The 11,882-nt window shown below is 51.7% G+C and carries 12 protein-coding genes; all 12 read right to left on the bottom strand.

Translation table 11 applies throughout. The features are described from left to right. Window positions 1–576: 576 nt before the first annotated feature. The 12 genes from lysS to HMPREF9412_RS12710 all read right to left on the bottom strand — a co-directional run bounded on the left by lysS (window position 577) and on the right by HMPREF9412_RS12710 (window position 11,865). On the bottom strand, window positions 577–2,088 hold the full coding sequence (gene lysS / locus HMPREF9412_RS12765; RefSeq protein ID WP_012818337.1) for a lysine--tRNA ligase: 1,512 nt from the start codon (window positions 2,086–2,088) through the stop codon (window positions 577–579). A gap of 172 nt (window positions 2,089–2,260) precedes the next feature. Continuing rightward, window positions 2,261–2,737 carry a transcription elongation factor GreA gene (greA, locus tag HMPREF9412_RS12760; RefSeq protein WP_009591919.1) on the bottom strand — a complete coding sequence of 159 codons (477 nt, stop codon included), beginning with the start codon at window positions 2,735–2,737 and terminating at the stop codon, window positions 2,261–2,263. Between the two features lie 210 nt (window positions 2,738–2,947). Then, window positions 2,948–3,979, bottom strand: coding sequence for a tRNA dihydrouridine synthase DusB (gene dusB / locus HMPREF9412_RS12755; protein WP_009591922.1), 1,032 nt, complete (start codon window positions 3,977–3,979; stop codon window positions 2,948–2,950). Between the two features lie 223 nt (window positions 3,980–4,202). Then, window positions 4,203–4,409 (bottom strand): helix-turn-helix domain-containing protein, encoded by a 207-nt coding sequence (locus HMPREF9412_RS12750; protein ID WP_009591935.1) that lies wholly within the window; start codon window positions 4,407–4,409, stop codon window positions 4,203–4,205. Next, a complete protein-coding gene (folK, locus tag HMPREF9412_RS12745; RefSeq protein WP_036672070.1) occupies window positions 4,361–4,909 on the bottom strand; it encodes a 2-amino-4-hydroxy-6-hydroxymethyldihydropteridine diphosphokinase in 549 nt (182 codons plus the stop codon). The genes HMPREF9412_RS12750 and folK overlap by 49 nt, the downstream gene beginning before the upstream one ends. A 7-nt stretch (window positions 4,910–4,916) precedes the next feature. Next, on the bottom strand, window positions 4,917–5,279 hold the full coding sequence (gene folB, locus HMPREF9412_RS12740) for a dihydroneopterin aldolase (RefSeq protein ID WP_009591901.1): 363 nt from the start codon (window positions 5,277–5,279) through the stop codon (window positions 4,917–4,919). Window positions 5,280–5,315: 36 nt separating this feature from the next. Beyond that, window positions 5,316–6,176, bottom strand: a complete 861-nt coding sequence (gene folP, locus HMPREF9412_RS12735) for a dihydropteroate synthase (RefSeq protein WP_009591924.1) — start codon at window positions 6,174–6,176, stop codon at window positions 5,316–5,318. Further along, window positions 6,173–7,060: an aminotransferase class IV gene (locus HMPREF9412_RS12730; RefSeq protein ID WP_009591923.1), complete on the bottom strand. Its 888-nt coding sequence runs from the start codon at window positions 7,058–7,060 to the stop codon at window positions 6,173–6,175. Before HMPREF9412_RS12730 ends, folP begins: the two co-directional genes overlap by 4 nt. Continuing rightward, window positions 7,057–7,638, bottom strand: a complete 582-nt coding sequence (gene pabA / locus HMPREF9412_RS12725) for an aminodeoxychorismate/anthranilate synthase component II (protein ID WP_009591892.1) — start codon at window positions 7,636–7,638, stop codon at window positions 7,057–7,059. Before pabA ends, HMPREF9412_RS12730 begins: the two co-directional genes overlap by 4 nt. Before the next feature lies 1 nt (window position 7,639). Then, on the bottom strand, window positions 7,640–9,304 hold the full coding sequence (locus HMPREF9412_RS12720; RefSeq protein WP_009591921.1) for an anthranilate synthase component I family protein: 1,665 nt from the start codon (window positions 9,302–9,304) through the stop codon (window positions 7,640–7,642). A gap of 261 nt (window positions 9,305–9,565) precedes the next feature. Further along, a complete protein-coding gene (gene cysK, locus HMPREF9412_RS12715) occupies window positions 9,566–10,501 on the bottom strand; it encodes a cysteine synthase A (protein ID WP_009591941.1) in 936 nt (311 codons plus the stop codon). 428 nt (window positions 10,502–10,929) lie between these two features. Beyond that, entirely contained in the window at window positions 10,930–11,865 is a 936-nt protein-coding gene (locus HMPREF9412_RS12710; RefSeq protein ID WP_009591916.1) for a peptidylprolyl isomerase, read from the bottom strand. Window positions 11,866–11,882: the final 17 nt, after the last annotated feature.

Raw genomic sequence — 11,882 nt, 5'->3', positions numbered from 1 at the left:
CTTCTTTGTTTGTCACCAACAAGTTATCTCGTTAGCAACTCTTATATCTTATCACACCCACTCGATCATTGCAAGCTTTTTTTGAATTTATTTTTCAAATTCATTTTGGCTTGTTGATCCAAGCGTTTGTTCCAGGCCGTATTTCTTGGCCGGAAATATAATATACCATGGCATTCGCCTATATGCAACCCTTTTTCGCAAATTAAGAATAAGGTAAAATTATACACCCGTTTGCTTGCCTTAAATGACTCTTTAAGTCCATCTAATTCCGTCTGCCTCTCGGGGCATAGGGTATAACTGAAGCTGTATATGAGTCTCCAGAATGACGGTCCACTGCAGGCCATCATCTTTAGCTGCTCCGTTCGTGTTGGTTCCCTAGCCAAGTATCATAGGCGCCAAGCAGTACACGCCAAAACACCCAGGCCATTACGTGTCGATGCATTGTACCAAGTGAATGTAGCACAGCTTTTCATTCATAACAAAAACGCGCTCTATGCACAAAAGAGGCAGTCGACTATAGAAAGATATAGCCAACTGCCTCTTTTCTATCTATGAAAGGAGCAAAACCTTCAAAACCTACTCCTTATTACGCATGTGCGGGAACAGCAAGACATCGCGAATGGACGGGGAGTTGGTCAGAAGCATGATCAGACGATCAATCCCGATGCCAAGTCCGCCAGTTGGCGGCATGCCATATTCCAGGGCACGCAGGAAATCTTCATCCATCTCGTGCGCTTCGTCATTGCCCTGCTCTTTCTCCTTCATCTGCGCTTCAAAACGCTGACGCTGGTCAATCGGATCATTGAGCTCCGAGAATGCATTGGCGTGTTCGCGCGCCACGATAAATAGCTCAAAGCGATCCGTGAACCGCGGATCCACGTCATTCTTCTTCGCCAGCGGCGAAATCTCAACCGGGTGACCGGTTACGAACGTCGGCTGAATCAGCGTCTCTTCTACGAATTGCTCAAAGAACGCGTTCAAAATATGACCAAATGTCATATGCGGCTCAACCGGAACTTTGTGTTCTTTGGCAAGACGATGCGCTTCCTCGTTGGACATATCCACGCTGAAGTCTACGCCGACAACTTCTTTTACCGCATCCACCATGGATACGCGGCGCCACTGCGGCGTCAGGTCCACTTCATGCCCTTGATAGGAAATGACTTGGGTGCCCAGCACCTCTTGGGCGATATGGGCAATCAGATTCTCAGTCAGTGCCATAATATCTTTGTAGTCCGCATAAGCTTCATAAAGCTCAATCATCGTAAACTCTGGATTATGACGGGTAGAGATCCCTTCATTCCGGTATACGCGGCCAATTTCGTACACTTTTTCAAGTCCGCCCACAATCAGGCGCTTCAGATGGAGCTCAATTGCGATCCGCATATACAGTTCCATATCGAGCGCATTATGATGCGTGATGAACGGGCGTGCCGCCGCACCGCCAGCGATGGAATGCAAGGTCGGGGTCTCCACCTCAAGATAGCCTTGGGAATCCAGGTAACGGCGCATCGATTGGATAATCCGGGAACGGGTAATGAAGGTTTTCTGCACATCGGGATTGATGATCAGGTCGACGTAACGCTGACGATAACGGAGCTCTACATCCTTCAAACCATGGAATTTCTCAGGGAGCGGATACAGCGATTTCGAAAGAACCTCCAGTTCCTTCACTTTTACGGTAGTTTCACCGGTCTTGGTCTTGAACAAGACCCCTTTTACCCCGATGATGTCACCCAGATCAAGGATGCTGAATGCTTCATACTGCGCTTCTGCAACGGAATCCTGGCGAACATAAATCTGAATCCGGCCGCTCAAATCCTGAATATGGGCAAAAGAAGCCTTGCCCATGCCGCGTTTAGCCATAATTCGTCCAGCCAGGTTCACTTCCACCTGCTTCTCTTCCAACTCTTCCTTGGAGAGCTCGTCGTACTGTTTCAGAATATCACCTGCGTGATGTTCTCTTTCGTATTTTCCGCCAAACGGATCGATGCCCAGCTTGCGAAGCTCGTCCAATTTGTTGCGGCGGATTTGCAAAAGCTCACTTAACTCCTGTTCTTGTTCCTGGTTGTTCATTTCTTCCGTCATCGTCATTCATCTCCTTCATTTCGCTTCCATTGTGAATCCCGTACACATTCGGCAAGGACTTAACGGTAGGGCAGCCATTTCAAGACATGCCATCAATCCATTAAGCCCTCAACCCGGCCCTAACCTATTTAAAAAAGCCCCCCGAAGGAAGCTTTCTACACCACATTCCGACTTACTTCTTAATGTCTACAATTTTATATTGAATAACGCCCGCAGGAACGTTAACATCCACAACCGATCCTTTTTGCTTGCCGATAATCGCTTTGCCGACAGGGCTCTCGTTCGAGATTTTGTTGTTAAGCGGATCCGATTCGGCCGTACCTACAATGGTATATTCCATCGTGTCGCCAAATTCCAAATCCTCCACGATCACCGTGTTGCCCACGCCGACTACATCGGTATTGATATCATCGTTGTTGATGATGCGCGCATTGCGGAGCATTTTCTCCAGCGTAATAATCCGGCCTTCGATAAAGGCTTGCTCGTTCTTGGCGTCTTCATATTCGGAGTTTTCACTAATATCGCCATAACCGATGGCAACTTTAATCCGCTCAGCCACCTCGCGGCGCTTCACAGACTTCAGATTCTCAAGTTCGTCCTCCAGTTTCTTCAGACCGTCCTGGGTAAGAATGACTTCTTTATCGCTCATTAACCGATTCTCCTGTCATGTAAATAATTTAAACCATGGTATCAACATACTATATGCGAATTCTTGGGGATCAGAACTTCCCCCTGATGCCTGCTCAATTTCTTGAATTTATACTGAAAGATTATATGGGAACCATTTCAAAAAGTCAATGCGCGCAAAGGCTGTCACGGATGTCGCATATACGCAACCGTTAACAGCCTGCACCTCGTATCATCCAATCGCCGCAGCGGCTTGAGGGTATACGCTTTTTGCCGATTCTTCATGGACCTCCAGATTGTTCACAAAGTTGTTCAGAAGGCTGACCAATTCATCGCGCTTCGTTTCTTCCATAATAATATCTTTAATGCGAGCCGATCCCTTGAGCCCTTTCAAGTACCAGGAAAGATGCTTGCGCATCTCCCTAACCGCTACCGCTTCGCCGCGCAGGGCGATCAGCCGGTCCATATGCAGGATGGCAATCCGGATTTTCTCCTGGGGAGACGGATCCGACAGCAGCTGGCCCGTCTTCAGGTATTCCACGGTACGGTACAGCATCCAAGGATTGCCCAGCGCTCCACGACCGATCATGACGCCATCGCATCCCGTCGTATCCAGCATCCGTCGTGCATCTTCCGGCGTCACTACGTCGCCGTTGCCGATAACCGGAATGGAGACGGCTTCTTTCACTTGGCGAATGATGTCCCAATCTGCATGCCCGGTGTAGAGCTGCTCGCGCGTACGTCCGTGAACGCTGACGGCTTGACCGCCCGCCCGTTCGACAGCCTGCGCATTTTCGACAGCGTAGATATGATCACTATCCCAGCCTGTGCGCATCTTCACCGTGACCGGTTTGTTCACGGCATCGACAACCGCCGCGACCATCTCATAGATTTTGTTCGAATCCAGAAGCCAGCGCGCTCCCGCATCCATCTTCGTTACCTTCGGTGCAGGGCAGCCCATGTTGATGTCGATGATATCGGCATTGGTCTGCTGATCGACGACTTTGGCCGCTTCCACCAGGGATACGCGGTCGCCGCCAAAAATTTGCAGGCTCAACGGCTTCTCCCGCTCGTCGACGAACAGCATTTCCTGGGTGCGCTTGTTGCCGTGAACGATCGCCTTGCCGCTGACCATTTCGGCGCAGACCAGACCGGTGCCGAATTCCTTGGCGATCAATCGGAACGCCGGATTGCACACGCCAGCCATCGGCGCCAGAACCACTTGGTTTTTCATTTCAACGTTTCCGATTTTCAATTGATCCATTCCATGTACCCCTCCTTTGTTTTCAAATATTTATAGTCGAAGGATCCCGCTTCTTGAGCGTGAGATCCCTAAGTTTCAAACCAAACCATCATACCCATGAATCGCGCAATCGTCCAGTCCGCAACATTTACTCATTCTTGTAGATCCCATCCAAAAGACATCTTCCTATATTAATGGCAGGGTTTCAAAAAAATAAACCTGAATCGCCTTCACGATAGATAATCTAGTTCCGTTCTTTAAGCTCCTGCAACGTAATCTCCAGCACGTCGGCAATCTGAGCCAGCATCTGCTCCTCGGCACGACGGTTCCCCCGCTCGATGGCGCCAAGAACAGCCAGAGAAATACCGGATCGCTCGGCGAGCTCTTGCTGGGTCAAACCCTTCAATTTTCGGAAAGCGCGGATACGCTGCGCCAGCTGCTTGTTTTCCAAAGCTGAATTCCTTCCTTTCCTTCCAGGTTCTCAAGTGCTGTCTTCACCACGGGGTACAGACCAGAAGGTTCAAGCTCAGACACGATATCGGCCAGCGGCCTGAGAACGAAAGCCCGTTCCTGCATGCGGGGATGCGGCAGAACGAGGTCCGGCGTATCCAGACGGCGTCCTTCCATCCATAGCAGATCCAGATCCACCGTCCGCGGTCCCCAGTGAATATGACGGACCCGGCCGAGCTGTTTCTCGATTTGCTGCATTACGGCAAGCAGCTCATGAGGACTCAGCGATGTCGACACGGCTGCGGCCATATTAAGGAACATCGGCTGATCCACGTAACCGACCGGTTCGGTCTCATACAGATTGGATACGCGCTCTACCTCAATGCCTGGCACTTCATCCAACCGTTCCAAAGCCTCCATCAGGTTCCCCTCGCGGTCTCCCAAATTGGCCCCTAAAGCAATATAAGCCTCTGAACACTCAGAGGTGGCGTGTGAATTCATGATCGTCTCACTTCCTGGTCCGGTGCAGCTCAATGGTCACACCTTCAAAATGAATGTCAAAAGGCGGGTGCGGCTTCGTCAATCGGACCGTTAAAGCATCGATAATAGTATAAGTGTCCAATACCTTAGATGCAATATGCTCCGCTAAAGCTTCAATCAGGCGGAACGACTCCGTCCGCATAATCTCCAGCAGGAGTTCGTGAATTTCGGCATAATTTACCGTTAACGTCAGATCATCCGTCTTCGCGGCTTTGCTTAAATCCATCTCCAGCTCAAGATCCACATAGAAACGTTGGCCCAGCTTCCGCTCTTCCTCAAACACACCGTGGTAACCGTAGTATTCCATGCGGCTCAGTATCATTTTATCCATCTCGTACTCCGCCCTTCCATCCTTGATCCCAAAAAATTAGTTGCGTTGAAGCTCCGTTGAAGCGTAAGTCATGGCATCGCACATCATGGCTGTCCGTTTCATATGCTTCACGTCGTGCACCCGAACGATCTGACAGCCTTGCGCAATCCCGTATGCGACGGTGGCTGCCGTTCCTTCAAGCACGTCTTGTGCCGGAGCGCCAAGCGCGGTTTGGATAAACCTTTTGCGGGAGGTAGCCAGCAGTACCGGAAACCCCAGCCCCACAAGCTGATCGAGAGATGCCATCACTTTCATGTTCTCATCATAGTCCTTAGCAAACCCGATGCCCGGATCAAGTAAAATTTGGTGATCCTGCACACCGGCAGCGCGCGCAATTTCGACGCTTTCCAGCAAATCGCGTTTTACGTCTTCTATTAAATTCGTGTAATTTCGATCGCGGCGATTATGCATAAGAATGACGGGGCATCCAAGCTTTGCCGCCGTCTTAGGCATATCAGGATCGTCTTTAAAGCCCCAGATATCATTGATGATATGAGCCCCCGCTCCAATAGCCTGGCGCGCCACTTCCGCTTTATAGGTGTCAATCGACAACGGAATTTGCGGCGCGTGCCGGTGAATAGCTTCAATAACCGGGATTACGCGGGCAAGCTCCTCTGAAGCTCCAACCGGCTCGTGTCCCGGCCGCGTCGATTCCCCGCCGATATCGATGATGTCGGCTCCCTCCTCAATCAGCTGAAGCGCATGCTCCACGGCTCGCTCCGTGTCGTTATAGCGGCCTCCGTCCGAGAACGAATCCGGCGTCACATTCAATATGCCCATAATGAGCGTCGACTGACCGAGCTTTAACGAAGCGTCCTTGCTCAAACGATATTCACGTTCATAGATGGTTGTTTTCATATATCAAGCCCTGCTTTCCTTCTATACGCATACAGCAATGTACGGGTTATCGGGCCAGCCACTCCTTGTCCAATGGTCAGTGCCTCACCTTCAACTCCAATCAACGTCGTGACCGGAACAATCTCCTGAACAGAGCCTGTCGTAAATATTTCATTCGCTCCGGCAAATACATCCCAATCGTAACGGCCTTCTTCGGCCTCAATGCCAAGATCGGCAGCCAATTCCAGCACCACCGCCCGGGTAATCCCCGGCAAAATGCCCGTACCCACCTCCGGCGTATATAAACACCCTTTCTTGACGAAAAAGACGTTGCTGACGATGCCTTCGGCCACGTCTCCCGCCGAAGTTAACATCAGCCCCTCTGCCGGACCACCCGATGGTTCCGGATATCTTGCCAATTCCCGCTTTGCGAGTATATTGTTCATATAATGCAGGGATTTCATCCGGATCGATGATTCCGGCGTGTTCCGCGGTAGGGACAGCAGCCTCATGGCTCTGCCAGTCTCGTAGAGCGCAGCATTGGCGGCCGGCAGCTCCTTGGCGAATAATATCTCGGCCGGCTTCGCATAATCTCCTGCAGGCAAACCGAGCAAGCCTTTTCCTGCGGTTACGGTGTACCGTATATAGGCATCCTGAAGGCCGTTCGCCTCCATCAGCTCCGCAATCCAGCCGCTGATCCTCTCGGCATCCGCCTTGTGGGCGATTCCGAGCTCCCGGCAGCTGTCCGTCAGCCGGTTCAAATGCCGCTCTAGCAAAAAGGGCTTCCCTTGATATGTGCGAAAGGTTTCAAATAGACCCATTCCGTACAAAAGCCCATGATCCATCACAGGTATGACCGCGTCGGCAGCTTCAACGATGCCGCCGTTCATGCCTATATATTTCATGCCTTGGCGCCAGCCGTGCGCTTCAGGAAGTTGCGCAGCATCTGATGTCCATGGTCGGTAATGATGGATTCCGGATGAAACTGTACGCCTTCCACGGGATAATGCTTGTGCCGCAGCCCCATGATTTCGCCCTCTTCCGTCCAGGCGGTAATCTCCAGCTCCTCGGGGAGGGTCTCCTTCTCAACGATCAGCGAGTGATATCGCGTTGCGGTGAACGGAACCGGCAAACCTTCGAAGACCGACTCTCCTGTGTGCTGGATGGCGGATGTTTTCCCATGCATGAGGCGCTCCGCACGAATGACGTTGCCGCCAAAGGCCTGCCCGATCGCCTGATGGCCGAGGCAGACGCCGAAGATCGGAATGATCCCTTTGAAATGCGAAATCACGTCCAGACTGATGCCCGCTTCATTCGGCGTGCACGGTCCCGGCGATATCAGGATATGGTCCGGCGCCAACGCTTCGATGCCGGCGATGTCGATCTCATCATTCCGGTAAACCTTGACTTCCTCGCCGAGCTCCCCCAAATATTGAACCAGGTTATACGTAAACGAATCATAATTGTCGATGACAAGTATCATGTTATTTTCCCCCTATATAGGCAGCTGCCGCTGCGGCTTCTTCTTCACTGCACATCAGCGCCGCTATCAAAGCTTTGGCCTTGTTATGGCACTCCCGGTATTCCCGATAAGGATCGGAATCAATGACGATCCCAGCACCTGTCTGAATGTAACCGACCCCATCCTTCACGGCGAGGGTCCGGATAATAATGTTAAGCTCCATATCGCCGTTATAATCGATCCAGCCCATGGAGCCGGTATAAGGCCCCCGCGTCACGGGCTCCAGCTCTTCGATGATTTCCATGGTCCTGATTTTGGGCGCGCCGGTAATGGTGCCGCCAGGGAACGCTGCCGCAATGACATCATATGCATTGTTGCCCTCAGCAATCCGCCCTTCCACTTGGGACACCAAATGCATGACATGCGAGTACCTCTCCACGGTCATCAGCTCCGGAACATGCACCGTCCCGTATGCGGCTATGCGGCCGATGTCATTCCGCTCCAGGTCGACCAGCATAATATGCTCAGCCCGTTCCTTCTCGCTGCCAAGCAGCTCCGCTTCCATGGCCGCGTCCTCTTCCGGATTTCTCCCCCGGCGCCGGGTACCCGCGATCGGCCGGGCTGACACGGTATCGCCATCCAGCTTCACCAGCAATTCCGGTGAGCCGCTAGCCAAACTGAAGCCTGGCGAGGATAAATACCCCATATAAGGCGAAGGGTTCAGAATGCGCAGCCACTCGAAAATATCGGAAGGTTCCGCATGGAGCTGCAGATGCCGGCGAAGAGACAAGTTGACCTGAAAAACATCGCCCTGCCGAATATATTCTTGGATCGAGAGAACCGCCTGCTCGAACGCTTCCTGCGAAAAATCAATCTCCAGCCGATCCCAGACCTCCACATTCGGCCCTGACAGCTCCTGCGCTTTCTTCCATCGTTCCTGCCGCATCCGTTCATCTTCTGATCTCGAATCGTTCTCTGGTCCCGTTCCGTACATTTGATTCCATTGGGAGAGCATCGATTCGGCTCTTAAGCCGGCCTTCTCATATAATTCCTCCAAAATCCCTTCCTGCCCCTGTGAGAGCTCCGAACCTTCAGAAACATCCGCTGAATCCTCAATCGCCGTCGCTTCCTTCGAATCTTCCCCGCTCCCGAAAGCCCAAGGCAGAGGAACATGCACCGAGCAGTATAGGCTGTCATCCGCATGATCGTAAATCCAGACTTCTTCCATGCGCATCCACAAATAATCCGGAAAGCCGGGCTCATCCTTTGCCATCACGGGCAGCTGCTCGATCGAGCGGATGACATCGTAGCTCAGAAAGCCTGCACAGCCTCCCCGAAAGTCCGGCCATCCCGGCACTCGGGGTGATTTCCACGCTTTCATCCACTGCTCCAACAGATGCAGCGGCTCTCCCGTTATCTGCGTTCGCAATCCGCCTGACATTTCGACGACCTCGCCCTGGCTTCCTTTTCCCTGCAAAATGGACACCGGTCGTAACCCAAGATACGTGTAGCGTCCACCCTTGCCGCTCTCCAGCACAAAGGCATAAGGCGATGCTTCTTTCCAAGCATGTCTCCATGACAGGGGTAATCCTCGTGTTGCTCCTTTATATTGAACCAGATAGGGAACGACGGACCAGCCCTCTTTAGCCCATGCCTGCCACTGGGCCAGCTCCACTCTTCTATCCATGCCGATCCTCCCTTAGTCTTCAAAAGCCTTACTGTTGCCTGTCAGTATACTGTATCCCGCTTCTCTTGAAAACCCTAAATAGAGGCTTGTCCAACAATAATTTTTGAAGCGGTCAGCCCTTGAATCCATTAAAGCGTTATCTTAGGGAGTAGTATACGCAAAAAGCCCTCAATGCTATAAAAAACACATTGAGGGCTCCCTTCTCACAGTACATTACCTCACTTGGGTGAGATGAAAATGCACAGCCTATTCCAGATCATTTTATTCGAAGTTATAGAGCGGCGTGCTCAGGTAACGCTCTCCGTTACTTGGAATGATAGCAACAACCCGCTTGCCTTTACCAAGCTCTTTGGCGACCTTCAAGGCAGCATATACAGCCGCACCGGAGGAAATACCGCCAAGAACGCCTTCTTCCTTCGCCACGCGGCGGGAAGTTTCAAAGGCATCGTCATTCTCTACATGGACGATTTCATCGTAGACTTCTTGGTTCAATATTTCCGGGATGAAGTTTGCGCCAATGCCCTGGATTTTGTGAGGGCCTGGCTTGCCACCGGCAAGGATTGGCGATGCAGCAGGCTCCACCGCAATAATCTTGATGTCAGGGTATTGCTCTTTCAGCACTTCCCCAGCGCCTGTAATCGTACCGCCTGTTCCGATGCCAGCCACGAACGCATCCAGGGAACCGCCGATCGATTGGATCGCTTCAACGATTTCCGGACCAGTCGTTTCACGGTGGATCTTCACGTTGGCTTGGTTCTTGAACTGCTCGGCCATGAAGAATCCGGCATTTTCCTTCAGGATTTCTTCGGCCTTCTTAACGGCTCCGTTCATTCCTTCCGATCCCGGTGTCAGGACCAGTTCCGCTCCGTAAGCACGCAGCAGGTTCCGGCGCTCCAAGCTCATGGTTTCAGGCATGACGATAACCGCTTTATAGCCTTTGGCCGCTGCCACCATAGCTAAGCCGATGCCGGTATTACCGCTGGTCGCTTCAATAATCGTATCGCCCGGCTTCAAACGTCCATCCTTCTCTGCCTCTTCCACGATGCTGATCGCGATCCGGTCTTTAACGCTGGCGCCCGGGTTCTGGTATTCCAGCTTCAGATAGATCTCTGCGCTATCCTCCGGTACGATCCGGTTCAAACGGACGAGCGGTGTTTCACCGATTAATTCTGTCACATTATTTACGACTTTTGCCATGAATGAAGACCTCCTCTAAATATGGATCTGGATAAAAATAGTGAATACATAATGGTGTTATTCATTCGAATGTCGAATCATGAATTTGTAGGTTCTCGATGTTAAAAAAATGGGAGCCGGCAAATTAATAAAATTCCAGATGTTCAATGGCTCTCCAATATCCGAGTAAAAAGGTAGGTTTTTGTACCTTCATCTTATCAACGTTACAGGCCATTGTCAATATCCAGCTGCTCGAAAATCAACATTTCTAGGTGAATTTTCCTGCGACTCACGAACGAGCCGAACGCGAAATCCTTCGGAGGACTTCATGCCGGATAACCGCCAATTTTCCGCAGCCATCCAAGCTTAGGCATTAACTACAGCGAAAAAAGCTCCTGCAGCCAGATCTTTCTCCGCCACAGCGAGCTTTCCTCATGTTGTTGCTCTATTTACAGCGTAACCGTACCCGCACTGATCCGTGCCTCGTATTTCTCGCGAAGCTGCCGCTCCAATTCCGATAAGGACACCGACTGCTCCAGGGCCAGCTGCTTGCGAACCGCCTTCCGGATACTTTCCTCGCTAGGAGCTTGAGGCTCAATAATATCCTTAACATATACTATGGCATATGTGTCCGTGAGCGATACAGGTCCCGCAATATCCCCGGGCTCGAGCGATAACGCTGCTTCAAGCAGCTCTGGCGGCAAAAAAGGGTCATCCTCTTCTACCAAGCCGATCTGTCCGCCGTCTTCCCGAGTGTACTCGTCAAGGGATACCTGAGCTGCGAGATCCGCAAAATCCTCCCCATTCTCCAACCGATCCATGACGCGTTCCGCCTCATCTTCCGAAGCGACTTCAATCATGGATAAATTCAGCTGTTTCTTGGGTCGAAATTGATCAGGGTACTGTTCCAGATACGAATCGATTTGCTGCTCCTCGATGTGAACATCGGAAGTCGCAATTTTCTCAAGCAGGAGCCGATATGTCGTCTCCGTCTTTAACTCACTCTCCGTAATGCCAAGCTGATCTTCCATTTCCGATAAGAACCGTTCCTTAGAGCCATAGCTTCGGCTCATGACTTCGATTTCCGTCTCGACTTCCGCTGCCGTCACATCAATGCCCTTCGCTTTCGCTTCCAGCGCCACGGCGTGCCGATTCAGCATGGTCATCAGCATTTCGCGCCCATATCTCTTCTTCAGCTCGTCAACCCACTCGTCTTCGGTAATCGCCCTGTCCTGGATGGATGCAACGGGCTGGGAACCTGCTTTCCACGGCGGAGAAGCCTCCTGCGAAAAGCCCCCGGAAAACAGCATCCAGCCCCCCATACCCAATACGCATGCTGTCAAGACAATGACGGTCGCCCACAATCCCTTCTCTTGTCTCGTCATCACGGTCGCTCATCCCA

Origin of the sequence: Paenibacillus sp. HGF5, from assembly GCF_000204455.1 — a bacterium.
GTDB classification, from domain to species: domain Bacteria; phylum Bacillota; class Bacilli; order Paenibacillales; family Paenibacillaceae; genus Paenibacillus_AQ; species Paenibacillus_AQ lautus_A.
Note: the sequence above shows the minus strand (reverse complement) of the source record. Positions and strands in the feature narration are given on the sequence as shown.

What these genes read in the sequence shown, in the direction of transcription:
- lysS (WP_012818337.1), bottom strand. Translation starts at nt 2,088, where the DNA reads ATGACGGAAGAAATGAACAACCAGGAACAAGAACAGGAGTTAAGTGAG.
- HMPREF9412_RS12730 (WP_009591923.1), bottom strand. Translation starts at nt 7,060, where the DNA reads ATGAAATATATAGGCATGAACGGCGGCATCGTTGAAGCTGCCGACGCG.
- greA (WP_009591919.1), bottom strand. Translation starts at nt 2,737, where the DNA reads ATGAGCGATAAAGAAGTCATTCTTACCCAGGACGGTCTGAAGAAACTG.
- HMPREF9412_RS12710 (WP_009591916.1), bottom strand. Translation starts at nt 11,865, where the DNA reads ATGACGAGACAAGAGAAGGGATTGTGGGCGACCGTCATTGTCTTGACA.
- folK (WP_036672070.1), bottom strand. Translation starts at nt 4,909, where the DNA reads ATGAATTCACACGCCACCTCTGAGTGTTCAGAGGCTTATATTGCTTTA.
- folP (WP_009591924.1), bottom strand. Translation starts at nt 6,176, where the DNA reads ATGAAAACAACCATCTATGAACGTGAATATCGTTTGAGCAAGGACGCT.
- folB (WP_009591901.1), bottom strand. Translation starts at nt 5,279, where the DNA reads ATGGATAAAATGATACTGAGCCGCATGGAATACTACGGTTACCACGGT.
- dusB (WP_009591922.1), bottom strand. Translation starts at nt 3,979, where the DNA reads ATGGATCAATTGAAAATCGGAAACGTTGAAATGAAAAACCAAGTGGTT.
- pabA (WP_009591892.1), bottom strand. Translation starts at nt 7,638, where the DNA reads ATGATACTTGTCATCGACAATTATGATTCGTTTACGTATAACCTGGTT.
- cysK (WP_009591941.1), bottom strand. Translation starts at nt 10,501, where the DNA reads ATGGCAAAAGTCGTAAATAATGTGACAGAATTAATCGGTGAAACACCG.
- HMPREF9412_RS12720 (WP_009591921.1), bottom strand. Translation starts at nt 9,304, where the DNA reads ATGGATAGAAGAGTGGAGCTGGCCCAGTGGCAGGCATGGGCTAAAGAG.